Source organism: Comamonas sp. SY3 (assembly GCF_041730275.1).
GTDB lineage: Bacteria > Pseudomonadota > Gammaproteobacteria > Burkholderiales > Burkholderiaceae_C > Comamonas > Comamonas sediminis.
Genome location: NZ_JBGTYN010000019.1, coordinates 56,139 through 77,220, shown reverse-complemented (window position 1 = coordinate 77,220; position 21,082 = coordinate 56,139). Strand labels below are relative to the sequence as shown.

Sequence of the window (21,082 nt, the reverse complement as noted above, 5' to 3'; positions counted from 1 at the left end):
CTGCGGGGCATCACCTTTTCTGCATGCTTTCGCCATCTGGCGCATCCTTGCCCCCGCAGGCGACCCGCAGAACGCATCGGCGGTGTTGTATAAATGCCAGTTTAAGGTGGAGAAACCTCCAGGTAGACAAATGCCAACATCGCCTCTGGGCACGCTCAAATGGCTCAGGGCGAACTCCGCCCAGGAAACTGGGGCGGCCTGACCGCTTGTAGAAAACCTCGATGCAGTCATCTATCGGCCCGTGCTATGTCCCGGGTCTTTTTAGATCCGCTCGCAGATACGCTCTTTCTTCAGACTGCTGAAGAGCGATTCCGTGACGTCATTGGCCTAGCGATTGCCCCTGCAACTCCTGCCTCCAGTCCCTCTTGGAAATGCTGCGCAGATTGACCAGGAGAGCCTGTCTTCAACCACTTATACAAGCTGTGTGTCGATATGCCCAGACGGGCTGCGGCCTCGGCCACCCAATAGCCGCGCTCGATTGCTTGCCTGACTGACTGACTCCTCCTTGAGTTTTGGCGTCACGCTCAGTCCGCTCATGATGACCTCCCATGCTTAAAAGCCAGGCTGTCTTCGTCCACCTGACCAGGATCGCTCCAAGGTGGTAGTCATTGCGTCACCGAAACTGAGGCCAAACTTAAAGGAAGGCATGGCTTGGCTGAAAAAGCGCCTGGCGGACGCCCGGCCGTCAACGGCGCCCGCACCATTGCGTTGTGCAGACATGCGGTGGGTGGTGCAGCGACTGGTATGCACAGAGCCCCTTGGAACCACCGCCGCCCTTCAGGAGAGCACCATGTTCCATGCCGTTGACCGTCTCGACCCCGTTCATTCATCCGTCTTGCCGCCGCGTTTGTTGGCCGCTGGCTTCCGGACCGGGCTGGTGGCGCTGGCCGCAGCACTGGCCTTGGCGGGATGCAACGATGATGGCGATGCCCACAAGGCTGCCAGTGCCTCTGCCGAGAACGCTGCTGCCAACCCAGCGCCGGCCGCGCAGCCCGCCGAGGTGCAAGCTGCCTACACGCCGCCATCGGCAGACATCCTCTACCAGATGGTGGCCCCCATCGCGCTGTACCCGGACAAGCTGGTCGCGCAAATCCTGGCAGGCTCCACCTATCCCGATCAGGTCAGCGCGGCGGAAGCCTGGCTGGCACAGAACCCCGGCCTCAAGGCGGGTGCGCTGAGCAATGCAGCCCATACCCAGCCTTGGGATCCATCGATCAAATCGCTCACGCTTTTTCCTAACGTACTGGGGCAAATGGCATCGAACCTGCCCTGGACGACCGCGCTCGGCAAGGCCTATTACAACGATCCGGCCGATGTGATGAACGCCATCCAGGTGATGCGTGGCCGCGCCTACAAGGCAGGCTCACTCAAGGACTCCAGCCATCTGAAGGTCAAGCTGGTGACCGACGCCGCGCCCCCCAAAAGCTATACCCCCAGCGATGCAGCGCCTGAAGTGCTGGTGAGTACGCCGGTCATCGAGCCACCACAGCAATTCATCGAAATCGCCCCTGCTGAGCCCTCTACCGTCTACGTCCCGCAGTACAACCCCAGCGTGGTCTACGGCACATCGGTGCCGGTCTACAGTGGCTACAGCTATGCCGTGGCTCCGCCTCCCCCACCACCCGCCGTAGTGGGAGGTTTCGCGACGCCAGCGGTCAGCGGGCTCATGGGCTTTGGCGTCGGCGTTGCCGTGACCGAGGTCATCAGCCGCCCATGGGGCTGGAATGCATGGCACGTCCATTGGGGCGAGCCTGGTCAGCCTGGCAACTGGGTCCGAGGTAACCGACCACCCCCACCGTTGGCGCGGCCAGCCGTTGTTTACAACAACCAAACCTACATCTCCAACTCCCGCACCGTTGTGGAAAATATCCACAACACCACCCATGTGCATGTCGTCAACAATGCGCCAGCGGCCGAGTCAGCCCGACCCGCGATGACCACGGGCGTGTTCCCCGGCAGCCACGGACCTGCCTTGGCTGCCGGCGCAGCGACGGCAGCGGCAGCAGCAGGCGCCTACGCATTCAGCCAGCGCCAGGCGGGCGACACACCCAAGACGCTGAGCAGCGCGGGCATGCAGCCTATGGTGCGCCCCAGCGCCGTGGCATCCATGCAGCCGCTTCCAGCCCCCCATGTCCAGAGGGCCCCGGCAGCAGCCCATCAACAGCCCGGCGGGTTGACCATCGCCCAACCGCCAGCACACGGCCAACCCATGCAAGCACAGCAAGCGCAAACACGCCAGCAACAGATGGCACAGCAGCGCGCGCAGCAAGACCCGATGCACCAACAGCAGATGGCGCAGCAGCATGCGCAACAGGAGCAAGCACGCCAGCAGCAGATGGCGCTACAGCGCGCACAGCAAGACCCGATGCACCAACAGCAGATCGCACAGCAGCACGCCCAACAAGAGCAAGCACGCCAGCAGCAGATGGCGCAACAGCGCGCACAGCAAGACCAGGCGCACCAGCAGCAGATCGCACAGCAGCACGCGCAACAGGAGCAAGCACGCCAGCAGCAGATGGCGCAGCGGGCCCAGCAAGACCAGGCGCACCAGCAGCAGATCGCACAGCAGCAGATCGCACAGCAGCGCGCGCAACAAGAGCAAGCACGCCAGCAGCAGATGGCGCAACAGCGCGCCCAGCAAGACCAGGTGCACCAACAGCAGATGGCGCAGCAGCATGCCCAGCAGGAGCAAGCACGCCAGCAGCAAATGGCACAGCAGCATGCCCAGCAGGATCAAGCACGCCAACAACAGATGGCCCAGCAGCGCGCACAGCAAGAACAGATGCACCAACAGCAAATGGCGCAACAGCATGCCCAAGCAGAGCAAATGCGCCAGCGGCAGATGCAGCAGCAGTCAGACGCCCACCGGCAACCGCGTGAAGGCCAACATGGCGAACGCCGCGACCGCCAGTGAGTCCGCGTAGCCTCGTCTGGCGCAGCAGTGAGGGGGACTTGAGCGGGCGGTACCGCATGGCTTGATTACCCTTCTGGGCGCCATCTGCTGCGCGCAGCCGAACGGGAAGCCGACGAGACAGGCGCCCGTCGAATCACGCTGTGATCCCTCAGCGGCATGACGATGCGAACGAGGGCGAGGCGCGCCTTCGTTGCCCGAATCGGGCCTTCTGCTTACGACTCAGGTGAAGGAAGTTGTCCGCACCCCAGGACAGCTACGCGATCAAAGCAGTGAACGCGTGAACCTGTCGCCGGGCCTTGGTGCCGCAGGACCATGGGTTGCCATCGCTGCAGCAGCAAGGTCGGCGCGTGCACGGTGCTGGCGCGGCCCCGGATGGACCGGTGCGAGACAGGGCGGGCTAAGGCCGCAGCGCTTGTCTCAGCCGTGACCGCCTTGGCGGGGTGCGGTTCTTATGCTTGCATCCGTCGCATGACAATCCCGTGACGCTTTCAGGGATCCCCTCCCACCCAATGACTACTATGAAAAAAACCTTGCTGGCCATTGCCGCTGCTGCGGCCCTTTCCTTGACCGTATCGGGCTGCTCCGACAGCAGCGCCTCTTCGCTGCATTACAACGCCGTGCTCGACCAGGCTTCGCAGGCCGAGAAAGCGGCAGTGCTGCAGACGCTGCAGGAGTTGGTCAACATCGAGACAGGCACCAATGACGCCATCGGCATTCCGCAGATGGGCAACTACCTGGAAGCCCGCCTGCAGGCGTTGGGCGCCACCGTGGTGCGCCACAAGGCCGAGGCCGGTGTCGTGGGCGACAACATTGTCGGCACCTTCCAGGGCAGCGGCACCAAGAGCCTGCTGCTGATGGCGCACATGGATACCGTCTACACCCGAGGCATTCTGGCCTCGGCGCCATTCAAGGTAGAGGGCGACAAGGCCTATGGCGCAGGCATTGCCGATGCCAAGGGCGGCATCGCGGTGATTCTCCACAGCCTGGGCTTGCTCAAGGCACAGAACTTCAGCAAGTTCAAGACCATCACGGTGATGTTCAACACCGATGAGGAAAAGGGCTCCTTCGGCTCGCGCGATCTGATCCAGCAGCTGGCCGCGTCCCATGACTATGTGCTGTCCTACGAGCCCTCGGGCCTGGAAGAAGGCTTTGGCACCGCCACCTCGGGCATTGCCTATGTGCAGGCCGTGGTGCACGGCAAGGCATCGCATGCGGGCGTGGCGCCAGAGGCGGGCATCAATGCGCTGACCGAGGCCTCGGCGCTGGTGCTGCGCACGCAGGACATCCAGGACAAAGCCAAGGAACGCGGCTTCAACTGGACAACGATGACCGCCGGCGGCACCGCCACCAACATCATCCCGGACAAGGCGGTGGTCAACGCCGATGTGCGCTATGGCAAGAATGAAGATCTGGATCTGATGAAGGGCATGCTGGACAAGGCCGCATCGGTGCCCCATGTGCACGGCGCCACCATCGACATCAACCTCACCCGTGGCCGCCCCGCTTTCAACGCCACCGATGAGGGCGTCAAGCTGATCCAGAAGGCCATCACCATCTATGCCGATGTGGGCGGCAAATCGCAGATGTACACCACGCGCGGGGGCGGTGGATCCGATGCGGCCTACGCCGCGCTGTCGGGCAAGCCGGTCATCGAAGGCCTGGGCCTGCCCGGCGCCAACTACCACTCCAACCTGGCCGAGTATGTGCTGACCGAGCCCATCGCCCGGCGCCTGTACCTGTCGGCGCAGCTGATCTCCGATCTGGGCCAGGGCATGTAAGCGGCCCAGCCCCCTCCCCCCTTCCGGGCGCCAGCACACACTGGCGCCTTTTTTGTCCATGGGCTTGCCGCGTGCAAGCACCGGCCCGCTGCGCCAGCGCAACTAGCGGCAAAAGACGACGATGTGCGAGCCTGCCAGCGTACGCGGCCACAGCGCGCCGGGCGGCCGCTGCGGACTATCATTGCCCAGTCAGCGGGCACATCCGGCATGTGTGCAGGCGCCGCCCGCCCCCCCCGTTTGCGAGGAGTGATGCCATGTTCTCTATGAGTGTTCCGTGGTGGGAGTTTGTCGTTCGCGGCTTTGTCGTCTACGCGTTCTTGCTGGTGTTTTTGCGGCTGACGGGCCGGCGCCAGATCGGACAGTACGACCCCTTCGATCTGATCTTGCTGCTGATCCTGTCGAACGCGGTACAGAACTCGATGAACGCGGGCGACAACTCGCTGATCGGCGGACTGATATCGGCTACGACCTTGGTTGCTTGCCACTCCATCATGGCGCAACTGAGCTACCGCAGCCGGCGGGTGTCGCGCTGGGTCGATGGCATTCCCAAGCGGCTGATCTCCAACGGACAGGTCAACCAGAAAGTGATGGATGCCGAACTCATCACCGGCGACGACCTGAAGGCCGCGCTGCGCGGAGCAGGCTGCCTGCACACCTATGAGGTGGAACAGGCCACGATAGAGACCAACGGCCAGATCACCATCGTGCTGCGCAACCGCGACAGCTCCTCGGGCGCATCGGACGCGGTCTAGCTATGAAGGGAGGCCTTGAGCTGCTCGCGCAGCTTGAACTTCTGGATCTTGCCTGACGGCGTAGCCGGCATTTCTGGCAGCACCACCAGACGCTCGGGCAGGTAATGGGGCGCCAGCTTCTGCGCCCGCAAGAAGCCGGTCAGGTCGGCCAGCACCGGCTCGGCGGCGCCGGGCTTGAGCACGATCACTGCGCAGGCCCGCTCGCCCAGGCGCTCGTCCGCATAGGCCACCACCGCTGCCTGCGCCACCGCCGGGTGCTTGTAGAGCAGGGATTCCACCTCCACCACCGGAATGTTCTCACCGCCGCGGATGATCACATCCTTGCTGCGGCCGGTGATGCGGATATAGCCCTGCGCATCCATGCGCGCCTGGTCCCCGGTGTCGAACCAACCGTCCTGCGTGGTGGCATTGAGGTGGGGGCGCTTCAGATAGCCGCCAAAGTTGGAAGGGGCACGCACCCACAGCTGACCGGTCTCGCCGCGTGGGCACTCCTGACCCAGGTCATCCACTACCTTGACCTGGGCACCGGGCAACGGAAGGCCATCGGTCTCGACTGCGCGCTGCGCGCCATCGCCAGGCAAGGTCGTGGTCACAGCGCCGTTCTCCGACATCCCCCATGCCGAGATGATCTGCGCACCCAACGCCGTCTGCGCCTGCTCCACCAAGGGCCCGGGGATGGGCGCGCCAGCGCACAGAAAGGTGCGCAGGCTGGGCACGGCCCCGCTGGTCGCCACCTCACGCGACAGATCCGCCAAAAATGGCGTCGATGCCATCGTGAAGGTACAGCGCCACTGCCGGATCAGCTGCGCGGCCGTGGCGGCGTTCCACACATCCAGCAACACCGCCGCCGCGCCCAGCATCACCGGCATCATCAGCCCGTACATGAAGCCGGTCTGGTGCGCCATCGGCGAGGCCATCAGCACCACCTCGTCGCGGCCCAGGGCCAGGCGCTCGGCGTACGCATGGATGTTGGCCATCAAGGTGTTGGAAGAGTGCATCACCCCCTTGGGCTCGCCCGTGGTGCCGCTGGTGTAGATGAGCTGGGTGATGGCATCGGGCGGGATCCGGTGGCACCCCAGGATCTGCGCGGCGTCGGCATCGCGCTCCCATGCGGGCTCGGCAAGCAGCGCCTCAAAGCTGTCTGCACCGGCACCCCCGATGGCGACCACGTGCTGAAGCTGGGGCAATTGGGGCTGAATGCCCTTGAGCATCGCCTCGTAGTCCACACTGCGAAAGTCCTTGAGCACCACAATCAGCTTGGCCTCCCCATGGCCGAGCATGAACAGCAGCTCACGCTCCCGAAAGATCGGCATCAAGGGATTGAGCACTGCGCCAATGCGTGCGCATGCCAGGTACAGCACCGTGAACTGCCAGACATTGGGCAACTGGCAGGCCACCACATCGGCAGGACGCACACCGAGCCGCCACAAACCGATGGCCACGCGGTCGGCCATGCGCGCCAGCTGCGCGTAGTTGAAGGACTGCGCAGCACCCTCGCCTGCGCGCTGCGCCACCAGCGCCAAGCGGTCGGGCCACTGCTGCGCCGCCTGGTCCAGCGCTTCGTTGATGGTGGTGTCGCGCCACCAGCCCTGGCTGCGCATCTGCGCGCGGCGCGGCGCCAGCAATACGGCATCAAATTCCATGCTTGTCTCCTCTGGGTTGGGGCTCCGCGCTTGTGGCTGCGCTTGAGAGCACATCACGATGGCTATGCGGGCACCGACTGCCTGCCGGCCCGGTCGCGGGCAATGATGGTTTTCATGATCTGGGCCGTACCGTCACCGATCTGAAAGCCCAGCACATCGCGCAGGCGCTGCTCCATCACACCCCGCTCGTAGCCGCCATGGCCAAACATCAAGAGGCACTGGTGGATGCAGTCATAGGCGAGCTTGGGCGCCCACCATTTGCACATGGCCGCCTCGGCACTGTGGGGCTTGCCCTGGTCCTTGAGCCACAGCGCCTGCAGGCACAAAAGGCGTGCGGCGCCGACCTGCGTATCAAAATCCGCCAGCGGGTGCGACACGCCCTGGAAGGCCGACAAGGGCTTGCCAAAGGCCTGGCGCTGGGTGACGTACTGCCAGGCATCATCGAGCGCTGCACGTGCCACGGCCAGCACCTGCAAGCCAATCAGCGCGCGCGAATAGTCAAAGCCCTGCATCACCTGCACAAAGCCCTGGTTCTCGTCACCGAGGCGATGCGACAGCGGCACACGCACGTTGTCGAAAAACAGCGAGCCCCGGCCAATGGCACGCTGGCCATGGCAGTCGAAACGGCTGCGTGTGATGCCGGGCAAGTCCATCGGCACCAGCACGGCCGTTACACCATGCGCGCCCGATTCCACCGTGCCGGTACGGCCAAACACCACGGCGATATCGCACTGGTCTGCGGCGGAGATGGAGGTTTTCTCACCGTTGAGCACATAGCCTTCTGCATCGCGTTCAATGCGCAGGCGCAGGCTGGCGGCGTCGGAGCCGCCGCGGGGCTCGGTCAGCGCAATGGCGCACAGTGCCTCGCCCGCCACCATTTTCTGCAACCAGGGCCGTGCCACATCGGGTTGGCCATGGGTCGCCAGAATCTGCGCATTGAGCGATGCCAGCAGCGGTACATAGGACATGCTCAGGTCGGCACGCGCCAGCTCCTCATGCACCACGCCGGCAGCCAGGCAACCCAGGCCCTGCCCGCCCAGTTGCTCGGGCAGCTCGGGGACAATCAGGCCCATCGCGCCCATCTCGCGCATCAGGCTGCGGTCCAGCACACGCGTCCGGTCGCGCTCCAGAAGGCCCGGCGCCACGCGCGCGTCAGCAAACCGGCGCACCGATGCGGCCAGGCTCATCAAGTCATCGTTCAGGTACGGATTCATGGACACCTCTTGCGGCAGGCTGCGTTACTTGGCGTGTTTGCGAAAATCGGGCTTGCGCTTTTCCTTGAGCGCAGCCACGCCTTCGCGCGACTCGTCGGTGTCGTAATACAGCTTGAGCGCGTACATGCCCATGCCGGCAATGCCCGCCTGGTGCGCGGTGTCCATGTTGAAGCTGCGCTTGGCAATGGCAATCGCGGTGGGGCTGCGCTCGCAGATGGTCTCGGCCCATTCCTGCACCGTGGCGTCGAGCTGCTCTGGCGCCACGCAGAGATTGGCCAGGCCCATCGCAACGGCCTCTTCGCCGGAATAGCGCTTGTTCAGGTACCAGATCTCGCGCGCCTTTTTCTCGCCCACCACGCGCGCCAGGAACGCCGTGCCATAGCCGGGGTCGACCGAGCCCATCTTGGGCCCTACCTGGCCAAAGATGGCCTTGTCGGAGCAGATCGTCAGATCGCAGATGGTGCACAGCACATTGCCGCCGCCAATCGCATAGCCCTGCACGCGGGCAATCACCGGCTTGGGCACATTGCGGATGGCATCGTGCAGCTCTTCCATCGGCAGGCCGATGGTGCCACGGCCATCGTAGTTGCCGTCGTGCGCCGATTGGTCGCCACCGGTGCAAAATGCCTTGTCGCCCGCGCCGGCCAGCACGATGCAGCCCACACTCCGGTCGTAGCCGGCCTTGTTCAGTGCGCGGATCAGCTCGTCACAGGTGGTGCCGCGAAAGGCATTCATCTTCTCGGGCCGGTTGATGGTGATCCAGGCCACGTGGTTGCGCACTTCGTAGAGGATGTCTTCGAATTCCATGTCAGTCTCCTTGTGATTGGGGGGCCTTCAACCGGCCATCGTGAGGCCGCCCGATACGCTGATGACCTGACCGGTCACATACGCCGCATCGCTGGAGGCAAAGAACAGGATGGCGCCGGGCAAGTCCTCGGGCTGGCCGATGCGGCCCAGCGGGATCGCGCGGGTAAAGGCGTCGAGCAGCTTGTCGGGGTTGCCCGCGCCCTCCTTGTAGCTGGCAAACAAGGCGGTATCCGTCGGGCCGGGGCAGACCACGTTCACGGTGATGTTGTGGCGTGCATGCTCGCGCGCCAGGGTTTTGGACAGCGCCACCAGCCCGCCCTTGCAGGCGGCATAGACGGCCTCGCCCGAAGAGCCCACGCGCGCCGCATCAGACGCGATGTTGACGACCCGGCCCGCCTTGCGCTCTGCCATGCGCGGCAGCACCGCGTGGTGCATGTGCAAGGCGCCCACCAGGTTGATGGCAATGAGCTGCTGCCATTCCCGTTCATGGGTCTTGGTAAAAGGTTTGAACACATCCCAGCCCGCGTTGTTGACCAGTACATCGATGGCCGCCCACTGCTCGGCCTGCTGCACGGCCGCATCCACACTGGCGCGATCCGTGATGTCGCAGGCCACCGCCTGCGCCAGGCCGCCGGCAGCTGCAATCGCATCGGCCACCGCCTGCGCGGCGCCCAGCTGCTTGTCGAGCACGGTCACCCGGGCGCCTTCACCAGCAAAGCGTTTGCAGGTCGCACCCCCAATGCCGCCACCGCCACCCGTTACTACAACATGTTGCCCATCAAAACGTGCCATGATTCCACCTTTCTTGCGCGCTGCACCGTTTAATTAGACAATATATTTACACAAATGCCGTGCCATGGCAATATCCGAATCATGAGCAAAACCGCCAAAACTCCTAGAGAAAACCCGAACCAGCTGCGCACCGACCTGGCCAACCGGCTGTACTTCAAGCTCTACCAATGCGCCAACATGTTGCATAAAACAGGCACCAAGGCGGTGGAAGCCCAGGGGCTGACCACACAGCAATGGGCGGTGATGGGGGCCCTGTCACGGCCAGAAACCGCAGAAGGCATGGGTATGGGGGAGTTGGCGCGCTATCTGTTGGTGAGCCGCCAGAACCTGACCGGTCTGCTGTCGCGCATGGAGGCCGCAGGCTATGTACACAGCGTGCCCGACCCGGCGGACAAACGCTCGCGCCTGGTGCAGCTCACCGCTGCCGGGCAGCAGGTGTGGCAGCACGATGCGGCCGAGTCGATTGGCCGCTATTACGAGCAAGCGCTGCAGGGTTTCTCGAGCAATGACATGGTGCACACCCTGCACTACCTGCTCAAGCTGCTGGACAACATGAAAGCGATCGATGCGCAGCAGAATGCGGGCAAGGAGGAGAGTTGAACGGAAAACGGATACGGCTGAACCAGCGCAATCGCGAGTTAGAGGATAGGCTTCATCGTGCAGATCATCTCGACTGCATGGCTCATTCGAGACTTCAATAATCAACTGTGATTACAGCCACTTCTTCCCGCAGCCGGCTCTGGAAATCGCGCGCGGGGCAATAAACAATCAGTAACCATAGCAACGAGCAATAACTGTCATCGCCTCCCAACCCCATGCCACACTCTCGGGTTTTGAAAATTGATGAGAGATGGAATAAATGCTCGGAAAAATAGAAAGTGCGCTGCTGTACCTGATGCGGCTGGTGATGGTGGTACTCGTGTTGTTCACCTTGTTCAACTTTGCGCTGTGGAGCTGGGGAGCTGCCCACAAACCCTCCCCCGATACCGCCGCAGAAGACATGCACAAAGGCCGCGACTGGGCCGCGCTCAAAATCAGCGACGAAGAGCTGAAGAAGATCACCTATTCCGACTTTGGCTATGGTGACTCCAGCCAGGTCGTACACGATGACAAGCTGGCAGCAGACACTGCCGCAGTGGCAGCATTTGCAGAAGTCGATGCACTGGTACGTGCGGCCATTGAACGCAATCCGGTACAGCGCAAGAAACTTGAAGACGACAACAGCGAAAGAGGCCTGGCGCCCGCGCAGCCGCTGCCCGCACTGGTAGAGGCCATGCATGCCAAGGAGCGGGCCGGCAACGACATCGCCGCGATGGACGCGGCCACTGCGGCATCTGCCGCTGCCGAGGCAGCCGATGGCGATGGCTGGGAGCCCCAGCCCACCAGCATTGGCGAGGTGCTGCTGAATCAGACCCGCAGCATCATCAGCAGCTACAACTATGACGCAGGCCGCGCCTTCGTGCTGGGCGCGCCTGCGGCGCTCAAGACCCTGCTGGCGGACCCTCAGGTGCAGGCTGGCATCAGCAAGCAGACCGCATCCATTGCCGTCAGCAATCTGCTGCTCAACTACAACATGGTGTTCAGCGCCAAGGCGGGGGAGAGCGATGTGCAGACGGCGACGTCCGGCTGGCTGCAGCGTCTGATTGAACCCAGCAACCTGCTGGTGTTCACCGTGCTGCTGTGGTCATTCGTTTTCTTGATGATGATCGTGGTTTTCCTGCGTGTGGAGCGCCATCTGCGTGCGATGTCGCAGGACGGTAAGGCGCTGGCTCAGCGCTAGCCTTAGATCCATGGGCCTGCATGTTTGCACCCAGTCAGTGAAAACTGGCGGCAAAAGTGCATACCCATGGCAGCGTACAAAGACAAGATGCAATAACAACTATTTAACCGGCTTGAGGCTATTTTAAAAATAGAGCGTCATCTAAAAATATGCGCCACCCATAGCCAAAATATTAACAAAGGGATACATAAAACTGGTAATTTAGTGCGCATGAACTATTTGCCCATATCTGTACGAGTTCCTTTTCACTGGGGACTCAAGGCTTTTGTAGCAACAGCATATGGAGCATTTGCGCTGCCCTTGACCAGCTGGGCCGCATGCTCACCGCCCTCGCCCATGGGCACCGCAGGGGGCTCGGTTTTGTGCAGCGGCACAACGACAGGCCAGTACCAGATCAATGCGGCAAACGTTCAACTCACCAACGACGCCACAGGTGATATGACGCTGAATGGCGCCAGTGTTGGATTGATCTATGCGGTTGAGACAGCGGCGAACGGTGTGTTGGTTATCAATCAAGGCAAGATGACCTGGGATAATGCGCTCTATCTAATACCGGCGGGAGGCGGCAGAGCACTGGCCAATATTGGCTACCTGACCAACAACAATTTCAGCGCCGCCCGCTTCCGCAATGAAGCGGGCGCCAGCCTCGTCATGACTACCGCTAGCCCTGCGCTGACCGATAGTGGATTGGATGTGGTGGCGGTAGCAGCAAGCGCCGCAAATAGCCAAGCGACGGTGACCAACGCTGGCAGTATTACTTTTACCAATACGGCGACCGGCGCGAGTGTTTCGAACAATGTGATAGAGGTGCTGGCGCAAAATTTCACCGTAACCAATACGGGCTTGGTGAATTCCCAGTCTTCGGCAGACGCTTTTACCAACGGCTTTCAGCCGCGCATGTGGGCCCCTGCAAGCGGTGGCAGTGGCAGCACCATCAATGCCGGGCAAATCCATGTCACCAACACCCATCCAACACGTACATTAGGCAGTACCGGAATTTACCAGCGCGCAACGGCCAGTTCCCTGGTACAAAATAGCGGCAGTGTCAGCGTGGTCAATACCAGTGCTGGGGCCACGTCGGCGATAGGGGGCATAGCCGTCATTGGTTACGCCAATAGCACCGGTCTCTCTCGCATCAACAACACCGGCAGCGTGATCGTCGACAGCCCCAGCAATTATGTGTATGCCGCCCAATCGGGTGCTGCCAGTAACACCAATCCAGCCACGATTGACAACAGCGGACTGTTGGAGATCAAGTCCAGCACTGCCGTTCCTGACCCTGCGTTCAGAGCTACGGTGATGGTGCTTCCTTCCGCAGCCGGCTTGACGGCCTTGCAAACCATCAACAACAGCGCCAGTGGCATCATTCGCTCGGATCCACAAAGTTACGCCGTACTGGCCTATCAGGACGTGCCCGTGCATCTGAACAACGCAGGAACAGTGAGCGGACCCGTGTTTTTAAGTGGCGGCGCCGATACGCTGGTCCACACCGGCGGCTCGATAACCGGCAGCATCCATATGGGCGCAGGCAATGACAGCATGCAAGCGAGCGGGGGGACACTCGTCGGCATCACGGCCATGGACGAAGGCGACGACGCCCTCACCTTGCTTGCAGGCGTGGATGTGTCGCAAGCTCCCCAGTTTGATGGCAGTGCGGGTAACGACATCTTGACCTTGGATGGTGTAGCCATGCGCGGTTTCACCGGCAGCAATAATCTTGCCAACGGAAGCAACCTGACCCTTTGGGAAACGATCCACCTCGCCAATGCGGCAAACTTGCAGCTCAGCGGCTCGCTGTTCGAAAGTGGCGCAGCGGCCCAGCTCAATATCGATGGTGCAGCCACACTCAATGCCAGCGCTGCCCAAGGTACCTTCAGCGTGCATGGCAGCATCGCGAGTGCGGGCACCATCAGCCTTGCGGATGCCAGCGCGGCTGCGGATGATCGCCTGACGCTCACAGGCAACTTCAGTGGCACAGCCAGCAATGTGGTGGTCCTCGACACGGTACTCGGCGACAGCAACTCTGCGTCTGATGTGCTGGAAGTCAACGGCAGCACCAGCGGAGCCAGCACCTTGCGCATCGTGAATGCCAACGGATTGGGCTCCGTCACCAGCGGCAATGGCATTCTGGTGGTCAAGGTCGATGGCGCATCCGATGCCGTGTTTAGCTTGGAGGGCGGCAGCATCAGTGCTGGTGGCTTCAGCTATACCTTGAACAAGGTAGGCAATAACTGGTATCTGCAATCCACGTTGCTGGCCCCTCTCGTCAGCGTTGCCTGCACGCCTGCCGAGCTGTTTGATTCTGTCAACCAGGTCAGCACCTGCACATTGACGCTCTCGCAAGCGGCTCCGGCGCAAGGGCTCAGCGTGAACTTGAATCTTCCCGCCGCCAATCCACGCTACAGCACCTCCTGCCCTCAGAGCATCACCATACCAGCGGGCGCTTCGACCGCGACTTGCACCATCGTGGCAACCCCCAATACCGACCCGAATGACGGCGACGTCCTTGCAGAGCTGTCAATCGCGCCAGCCACTGCTGCGGGCAGCTATGAGCCAGCAGGCACTCCCGCACAGGTGCTGGTCAGAGACGACGACAACGGGGGGGCCGCCGTCAAGGCAGTTCCTTCCTCTGGGTACGGCAGCTTGCTACTGCTGTCTCTCAGCCTCAGTGGGGCAGGCATGCTGCTGGCTCGCCGCCAACAACAGCAGGCAGTAGCGCACCAGAAAACGCATTAGGGATCCACAAAACGCGGTCACATTGCCGGTATCGCCCTCCCCGCAAAGGCCACCCTTTCGGCAAAACCTGAATCGGTCCGGAAGACTGAAAAAGCTCGCCGCATGCTGGAGTCCAAGCCACCTGGTACGGCATTGCGCCCCCGCCATACGATGCACGGGCGCACAGCCGCTTCAAAAACTGAAGGGCATCATTGATCCACCATGCAAACGGATCTTTTGGTGATTGGGAAGATGCTTGGCATGGTATCTCCCGGGTCATTGCGCTGTTTCGCGGTGCCAGCGCAGGCTTAAAAATCCTAGCACCAGTGCGAACACTGTCAGCAAGACGAGCACCAACCCACCCAGCTTCGGAGTGGGCCTGGACCAAACGCCGACCGCTTGCTCGCTCACCGCACCCATGCTGTGTCGTACACGGTGGAAAACCGTCTCGTCATCTTGCGCACTGCCAAGCGGAGGGGCATGCGCATCGGTGCCAGGCAAAGCCACACCGTGCGCCCAGGCACTGGCCAGACGGCTTGCATGGGGTCCAGGGCCAACAGCCGACACTTGCTGCAAGCGCAGCAGGTTGTAGTTCTCTGGCGCATCTCTGGTCGATGCAGCAGCAGGCAGGGCATGCATCAGCACGCAGCCCAAAGCCAGCAACCACCCCAAGATCGAAAGCCTGTACAACCTCATTTCAGCAGCCATATACAGAAATTAACAATATGGCTAACTATCGGACTGCGCCTACCAACGGTCAATCCCCAAAAATAGTGAATATGTACTACGTTCCCTCGGAGCGCTACAGGCCGTTCGCCGTGATATCTGCATGCCATCAACGGAGAGAATGACCAATAGCTGACTGGTCCAACCAGCCCCTGGTCCAGTCCGCTTGGTTCAACGGACCAAAAAAATCTGTAAATGGTTCAAAATTGCGTGCTACAATCGACGGCTTAGCGGCTGTAGCTCAGCTGGATAGAGTACTTGGCTACGAACCAAGGGGTCGTGGGTTCGATTCCTGCCAGCCGCACCAAACGTCAAGCCTCAGAGTAGCAATGCTCTGAGGCTTTTTCGTTGCTGGGGCGGGCCCCTCCTTCGATCCAACCGCCCCATGAAAAAAGCCGATCTCCATCCAGGAGACCGGCTTGAGACCCGCACAGCGACAGTGCGCGGACGGTTTATTTGGTCGGGCGAATCAGCACATACTGCGTCCACTCACCCCGGCGGAACAGCACATTGACGGGCTTGGACTTGTCAGCCTTGGCAACAGCCGCGTCGAACTGCTTGACGTCATTGATTTCCGTATTGGCAATACCCAGGATCACATCGCCCTGCTTCAGACCCGCGCGGGCAGCGGCCTCATCAGCCGAGACAATCTGCACACCGCCCTTGAGATGCATGGACTTGCGCTGTGCATCGGTCAGGTCGGTAACCACCAGACCCAGCTGCTGCGCTGCAGTCGAAGGCTTGGCCTTCTCTGGCTCCTTGCTCGAAGCAGCAGCATCTGCATTGGCGTCCGACGGAATTTCGATGATGGTGATCGGCAGGTCCAAGGTCTTGCCCCGGCGGAACACGGTGACCGTGCTCTTGGAGCCTGGCTTGGTGTTACCCACCCAACGCGGCAGATCGGCCAGCTTCTCCAGCGGCTTGCCATCGAACTTGGTGATGATGTCACCCGCTTCCACACCAGCCTTCTCGGCAGGCGAGCCACTTTCCACGCCGGTCACCATCGCGCCTTGGGCCTTGCCCAGGCCAATCGATTCGGCCACATCCTTGCTGACAGTGGAAATCTGCACCCCAATCTTGCCGCGCACCACGCGGCCGGTGGCGCGCAACTGGTCGCTCACGCGCACCGCTTCATCGATGGGAATCGAGAACGAGATGCCCATAAAGCCGCCCGAGCGTGAGTAGATCTGGCTGTTGATACCCACGACCTCGCCACGCATGTTCAGCAACGGGCCGCCGGAGTTACCGGGATTGATGGCCACATCGGTCTGGATAAAGGGCAGGTAATCACCAGTGTCGCGCTGCTTGGCGGACACAATGCCGGCGGTCACCGAGTTCTCCAGCCCAAACGGCGAGCCGATCGCCATGACCCACTCACCCACCCGCAGGCGGTTCACGTCACCAATCTTGACGGCAGGCAGGCCCGTGGCCTCGATCTTCACCACCGCCACATCGGTGCGCTTGTCGGCGCCGACGATCTTGGCCTTGAACTCGCGCTTGTCGGTCAGGGTCACGATGACTTCATCGGCGCCATCGACCACATGCGCATTGGTCATCACATAGCCGTCTGCCGTCAGGATGAAGCCGGAGCCCAGGCCGCTGGGCACCTCATCGCCATCCGCGCCTGGGCGCTGCGGGCGTTGTTGCTTGGGGATGCTGGGGACAGGCAGGCCAAAGCGCTTGAAAAACTCCAGCATCTCGGGATCGAGACCACTTTGCGCTTGGCGGCTGGAGACCTTTTCCATCGTGCGAATATTGACCACCGATGGCCCGACCTGGTCGACCAGGTCAGTGAAATCAGGCAGGCCACGCACGACCGCAGGCGCGGGGGTTTGGGCTGCCGCTGGCAGCATCATCGCGCTGCTGACGGACAGGATGGCCGCCAGTGCGCTGATCTGAAAAGGCTTCCAACGCTTTAGAGACATATCACTCCTCAATTTGTCAATGGGGGCGGCGCAGCATCTGCAGGGACCCAAGCCACTTGCAATGGCGCCGTGCCGCAATTGGAGGGGCCATCTGCCTCAAGGTTCCAAGCGTGCATCACTATCAGATAGGCAGCAAACCGCAGGTTTCAAGCCTCTGGCGCTGAAAGTCATAAAAAAACACCTGCACAGCAGGTGTTTTTGGAGGAACTCAGCGCCTGATCAGCACAGGCGCGAGGCCTTGTCGGCACAGCCATCACTGCGCTTTTCTGCATTGAAGGTGGCGTTACGCAAGAAGCCCGCTGGCATTTGCAGGTTGGCAGTAACGCCAATCTGACCGCGTGCCGCCAGCAACTCGTCAAGGCGCGGATCACGCAGCATGATCGTGGAGTTCTGGCCGACCGTCACTTGCTGCTGGACCAGCCCCTGGGCATTAGACCCCGGTACAGGCCGGCCAGAAGCTGCTGAAGCGACCACCTGGGGAGCAGCGGCTGACGCGATCTGCTGGCGTGCATCATTGCCCGAGCCGTTCGACAGCAGGCCCACACTGTTCCAGCCCACCATGGCGACAGCAGCCACCGTGGCAAAGCCGGCCACCATCTTCCAGCGGAAGACCGAATGGTTGGCAGCATCCTGCACGGCGGCAGGTTTGACAGCCTGCGCAGCGGCCGTGGCCACTGCGGGCACGGCCACATCCCCTGGTGCGGGCTGTCCCTGGGCCACCAACGGTGGCTCCAGCGCAATCTTGGCATTCAATGCATTCAGGAATGCCAGGCTGTCAGAGCACGGCGCATGCGCCGTGCGCATCAGGTCGCCAATGACCTGGTAGGACTGCACCGAGGCGTAGCAATCCGCATCGTCTGCCAGATCCGGCAACGCGGCCAGCAGCTGGCTCAGCGTCTGGTCATCCAATTCACCGTCGATCCAGGCGGACAGCTGCTCACAGGCAGCCTGTGTGCTCTTGTTCAATGCTTGGTTTTCGAGATTCATAGCCATATTCCTAGCGGGCCCCAGGCCCTTGCAGCCAGTCATCACACTCATATCAGCTACCAACGCTTGCCAGACTGGCGTTCAAGCATGGGCTTTACCTTGGCGGAAATCGCCTCGCGGGCACGAAAGATTCGCGACCGCACGGTACCGATGGGGCAATCCATCGCAGCGGCGATGTCTTCGTAAGACATGCCTTCAATCTCACGCAGCACGATCGCCTGGCGCAGGTCCTCGGGCAACGCATCCATCGCGGTATTGACCGCCTCGGCAATTTCCTGGGCAGCAATGACCGTTTCCGGCGTTTCATCTGTGGTTAGTTCGCGCCCGGGCACATAAGTTTCATCGTCATCGTCTTTTCCGCGCAGCGCGCTTTCGGTCATCACCGGATTGCGGCTGAGTTCGACCATCGCCTTCTTGGCGGTATTGACGGCAATCCGGTACAGCCAGGTGTAGAACTGCGCGTCTCCCCGAAACTGCGGGAGTGCACGATAGGCACGCAAGAAAGTCTCCTGGGCCAGGTCAGGCACCAGATCCACATCGCGCACCATGCGCCCGATGAGGCGTTCAATGCGCCGCTGGTACTTGAGTACCAGCAGGCCATAGGCTTTTTGATCTCCTGCCACCGTGCGCTGCACCAGGTGCAGATCGCTGTCATTTGCATTCGGGGTACTGGCCGTTGGCGTTCCCGTCATAAAAGAGGCCCTCTTGGCTACAAGCTTGCAGCTATTGTTGTGGTTGTTCAGCTGTAGGCTTACACCTGATGGATGTTCTGCGGTTCAGCGGCAAGGGACGAGTATAAAACCCGACGAATATCCGGCCAACGCTCTGGATTAGAGGCTTTCACCACCAGCAGCCAATGACTGCGTCCATCGTTTTGCAGCGGCCGGGCCTGCAGCAAAATCCAGCTTTGCCCATCCATCAGCACGGCCAACTGTGCCAGCGCTTGGCGGTGTGCCGATGCCAGCGGGCCTTGCCCGAGGCACCACTGAGAGCCTGCCCAGCACAAACAAGTTCCCTGCCGCCACAGCGGCATACGACAGGCGATCGCCATGGCGAGTACCAACACAGCCACGGCCAGGGCACGCTGCCAGGCAGAAGGGGCGGCCACATGCATCCAGACGAAACCCAGCACAGTCGTGAGCCCCACCCAGCACGCCAATAGCAGACGGATGCGCGAAGGACACGCCAGCACCCAAGTCTGCGGCGCCATCATTGCGCGGGAGCCGTGATGCTGTCCCATGAGGGGGCGCTGAATAGAGACATCACCCCATTGTGCAATACGGCGCTCCGGCATGGCGCAGGGCAAACCCCTGCGGGGAGCACGCGACGCCCTTGCGTTGCCCATGCCCGCCAAAAACGACAAAGGCCTCTGCAGCAGAGGCCTTATCGAGGCATATCAGAAGTGGCGCCGAGTCGGCCGCCTCATCAGACCCGTTTGAACACCAGCGTACCGTTGGTGCCGCCAAAACCGAAGTTGTTCTTGACGGCGATGTCCAGCTTGGCGTCACGCGCCGTGTTCGCACAGTAGTCCAGATCACATTCCGGATCCTGGTCCACCAGGTTGATGGTCGGGGGAATCTTCTGGTCCTTCAATGCCATGACGGTAAAGACGCTCTCGAGGCCGCCAGCACCACCGAGCAAATGCCCGGTCATCGATTTGGTCGAGCTGACCACCATCTTCTTGGCATGGTCACCCATGGCCGCCTTGATGGCATTGGTTTCGTTGAGGTCTCCCAGCGGCGTCGAGGTGCCGTGGGCATTGAGGTAGTTCACCTGGTCGGCATTGACGCCTGCATTGCGCAGGGCAGCCAGCATGGCGCGGCGTGGGCCGTCCATGTTGGGCGCGGTCATGTGACCGGCGTCAGCGCTCATGCCATAACCCAGCAGCTCGGCATAGATCTTGGCACCACGGGCCTTGGCGTGTTCGTACTCTTCAAGCACCACAATACCGGCGCCCTCACCCAGTACAAAGCCGTCACGGCCCTTGTCCCAGGGGCGCGATGCCGCCTTGGGATCGTCATTGCGTGTGGACAGTGCACGCATCGCTGCGAACCCTCCCACACCCAACGGGGAAACAGTGGCTTCGGAGCCGCCTGCAATCATCACGTCGGCATCGCCGTACTCGATCATGCGGCCAGCTTCACCGATACAGTGCAAGCCGGTCGTGCAAGCGGTCACCACCGACAGGTTCGGGCCCTTGAAGCCAAAACGCATCGATACATGGCCTGCGACCATATTGATAATGGACGCGGGAACAAAGAAAGGCGTGATGCGACGCGCACCACGGCGCTCATATTCACCGTGTGTGTTCTCGATCAGCGGCAGGCCACCGATACCCGAACCGATCACACAGCCAATACGAGTTGCGAGCTCTTCATCCAGTGCCTCGCCCGAAGGCAGGCCGGCGTCTTTCACAGCCTCTTGGGCTGCGGCGATGCCGTAGTGAATGAAGGAGTCCATCGTGCGTGCTTCCTTGGCACTCATATAGGACTCAAGATCGAAACCCTTCACCTCACCCGCAATCTTGCAGCTGAAATCCGTGGTGTCGAACTTGGTAATGAGGTCAATGCCGGATTGACCGGCCAAAATGTTGGACCAGGCTTCAGCAACCGTGTTACCCACGGGGCTGATGCAACCCAGACCAGTCACGACGACGCGACGGCGACTCATGCGTTACAACTTTCTTGTTGATCTCTCGGAAGATTGGCAGCAAGACACTTGCGCCCCAGGGGCGCCAAGTGCATGCGCAATCAATTAAGCCTTTTGGTGGCTGTTGGCGTAGTCGATGGCGTTCTGCACCGTCGTGATCTTCTCTGCGTCTTCGTCAGGGATCTCGATCTCGAACTCATCTTCCAAAGCCATCACCAGTTCCACGGTGTCCAGCGAGTCAGCGCCCAGGTCGGCCACGAAGGCCTTTTCGTTCGTTACTTGAGACTCTTCCACGCCGAGTTGTTCGGCGATGATTTTCTTGACACGTGCTTCGATATCGCTCATGGTTTCCCTCTGGGGGTTGTGAATGAACCCGCGATTCTAGCTGCTTCAGCAATAC

Annotated in this window: 17 protein-coding genes, 1 tRNA gene and 2 pseudogenes; 7 read left to right on the top strand and 13 right to left on the bottom strand. The window is 61.5% G+C overall.

Annotation, left to right across the window (positions count from 1 at the left end; translation table 11 throughout):
• Window positions 1-148 precede the first annotated feature (148 nt).
• Window positions 149-324: pseudogene (locus tag ACCQ08_RS19890) on the bottom strand (IS3 family transposase); the annotation flags it as partial.
• Window positions 291-488 (bottom strand): annotated as a pseudogene (locus tag ACCQ08_RS19885) (transposase); the annotation flags it as partial. The pseudogenes ACCQ08_RS19885 and ACCQ08_RS19890, both read right to left, overlap by 34 nt.
• 302 nt (window positions 489-790) lie before the next feature.
• On the opposite strand from ACCQ08_RS19885, the gene ACCQ08_RS19880 reads away from it, so the two are divergent.
• The 3 genes from ACCQ08_RS19880 (at window position 791) to ACCQ08_RS19870 (ending at window position 5,444) form a co-directional block, all read left to right on the top strand.
• The gene (locus tag ACCQ08_RS19880; RefSeq protein WP_373450768.1) at window positions 791-2,914 is read left to right on the top strand and encodes a DUF3300 domain-containing protein; all 2,124 of its coding nucleotides are present in this window, start codon (window positions 791-793) and stop codon (window positions 2,912-2,914) included.
• A 518-nt stretch (window positions 2,915-3,432) separates the two neighbouring features.
• A complete protein-coding gene (locus tag ACCQ08_RS19875) occupies window positions 3,433-4,692 on the top strand; it encodes a glutamate carboxypeptidase (protein ID WP_373450767.1) in 1,260 nt (419 codons plus the stop codon).
• A 254-nt stretch (window positions 4,693-4,946) separates the two neighbouring features.
• Window positions 4,947-5,444: a DUF421 domain-containing protein gene (locus tag ACCQ08_RS19870; protein ID WP_373450766.1), complete on the top strand. Its 498-nt coding sequence runs from the start codon at window positions 4,947-4,949 to the stop codon at window positions 5,442-5,444.
• Here ACCQ08_RS19870 and aliA read toward each other — a convergent pair.
• The 4 genes from aliA to ACCQ08_RS19850 form a co-directional block, all read right to left on the bottom strand.
• Window positions 5,441-7,087, bottom strand: coding sequence for a cyclohexanecarboxylate-CoA ligase (aliA, locus tag ACCQ08_RS19865; protein ID WP_373450765.1), 1,647 nt, complete (start codon window positions 7,085-7,087; stop codon window positions 5,441-5,443). The genes ACCQ08_RS19870 and aliA overlap by 4 nt on opposite strands.
• 62 nt (window positions 7,088-7,149) lie before the next feature.
• Window positions 7,150-8,301 (bottom strand): cyclohexanecarboxyl-CoA dehydrogenase, encoded by a 1,152-nt coding sequence (aliB, locus tag ACCQ08_RS19860; protein ID WP_373450764.1) that lies wholly within the window; start codon window positions 8,299-8,301, stop codon window positions 7,150-7,152.
• 24 nt (window positions 8,302-8,325) lie between these two features.
• Window positions 8,326-9,108, bottom strand: coding sequence for a 2-ketocyclohexanecarboxyl-CoA hydrolase (badI, locus tag ACCQ08_RS19855; RefSeq protein ID WP_239810977.1), 783 nt, complete (start codon window positions 9,106-9,108; stop codon window positions 8,326-8,328).
• A 27-nt stretch (window positions 9,109-9,135) separates the two neighbouring features.
• Window positions 9,136-9,900, bottom strand: coding sequence for a glucose 1-dehydrogenase (locus ACCQ08_RS19850; RefSeq protein ID WP_239810976.1), 765 nt, complete (start codon window positions 9,898-9,900; stop codon window positions 9,136-9,138).
• 81 nt (window positions 9,901-9,981) lie between these two features.
• Here ACCQ08_RS19850 and ACCQ08_RS19845 point away from each other — a divergent pair, with 81 nt between their 5' ends.
• The 3 genes from ACCQ08_RS19845 to ACCQ08_RS19835 all read left to right on the top strand — a co-directional run bounded on the left by ACCQ08_RS19845 (window position 9,982) and on the right by ACCQ08_RS19835 (window position 14,416).
• Window positions 9,982-10,500, top strand: coding sequence for a MarR family winged helix-turn-helix transcriptional regulator (locus ACCQ08_RS19845; RefSeq protein ID WP_373450763.1), 519 nt, complete (start codon window positions 9,982-9,984; stop codon window positions 10,498-10,500).
• A 259-nt stretch (window positions 10,501-10,759) separates the two neighbouring features.
• Window positions 10,760-11,680, top strand: coding sequence for a hypothetical protein (locus ACCQ08_RS19840; protein WP_373450762.1), 921 nt, complete (start codon window positions 10,760-10,762; stop codon window positions 11,678-11,680).
• A 210-nt stretch (window positions 11,681-11,890) separates the two neighbouring features.
• Complete coding sequence (locus ACCQ08_RS19835) at window positions 11,891-14,416, top strand: autotransporter outer membrane beta-barrel domain-containing protein (RefSeq protein ID WP_373450761.1); 2,526 nt, start codon at window positions 11,891-11,893, stop codon at window positions 14,414-14,416.
• Window positions 14,417-14,671: 255 nt separating this feature from the next.
• Here ACCQ08_RS19835 and ACCQ08_RS19830 read toward each other — a convergent pair whose 3' ends face one another.
• Entirely contained in the window at window positions 14,672-15,103 is a 432-nt protein-coding gene (locus ACCQ08_RS19830) for a hypothetical protein (RefSeq protein ID WP_373450760.1), read from the bottom strand.
• Window positions 15,104-15,351: 248 nt separating this feature from the next.
• On the opposite strand from ACCQ08_RS19830, the gene ACCQ08_RS19825 reads away from it, so the two are divergent.
• A tRNA-Arg gene (locus ACCQ08_RS19825) sits at window positions 15,352-15,428 on the top strand.
• 145 nt (window positions 15,429-15,573) lie between these two features.
• On the opposite strand, the gene ACCQ08_RS19820 is transcribed toward ACCQ08_RS19825, so the two are convergent.
• The 6 genes from ACCQ08_RS19820 to acpP all read right to left on the bottom strand — a co-directional run bounded on the left by ACCQ08_RS19820 (window position 15,574) and on the right by acpP (window position 21,027).
• The gene (locus tag ACCQ08_RS19820) at window positions 15,574-17,046 is read right to left on the bottom strand and encodes a DegQ family serine endoprotease (protein ID WP_373450759.1); all 1,473 of its coding nucleotides are present in this window, start codon (window positions 17,044-17,046) and stop codon (window positions 15,574-15,576) included.
• Between the two features lie 219 nt (window positions 17,047-17,265).
• The gene (locus ACCQ08_RS19815; protein ID WP_373450758.1) at window positions 17,266-18,033 is read right to left on the bottom strand and encodes a sigma-E factor negative regulatory protein; all 768 of its coding nucleotides are present in this window, start codon (window positions 18,031-18,033) and stop codon (window positions 17,266-17,268) included.
• A gap of 56 nt (window positions 18,034-18,089) precedes the next feature.
• The gene (gene rpoE, locus ACCQ08_RS19810; protein ID WP_373450757.1) at window positions 18,090-18,725 is read right to left on the bottom strand and encodes an RNA polymerase sigma factor RpoE; all 636 of its coding nucleotides are present in this window, start codon (window positions 18,723-18,725) and stop codon (window positions 18,090-18,092) included.
• Between the two features lie 59 nt (window positions 18,726-18,784).
• Window positions 18,785-19,327, bottom strand: a complete 543-nt coding sequence (locus ACCQ08_RS19805) for a hypothetical protein (protein WP_373450756.1) — start codon at window positions 19,325-19,327, stop codon at window positions 18,785-18,787.
• Between the two features lie 131 nt (window positions 19,328-19,458).
• Entirely contained in the window at window positions 19,459-20,703 is a 1,245-nt protein-coding gene (gene fabF, locus ACCQ08_RS19800) for a beta-ketoacyl-ACP synthase II (protein ID WP_373450755.1), read from the bottom strand.
• A gap of 84 nt (window positions 20,704-20,787) precedes the next feature.
• A complete protein-coding gene (gene acpP, locus ACCQ08_RS19795; protein ID WP_021027954.1) occupies window positions 20,788-21,027 on the bottom strand; it encodes an acyl carrier protein in 240 nt (79 codons plus the stop codon).
• Window positions 21,028-21,082: the final 55 nt, after the last annotated feature.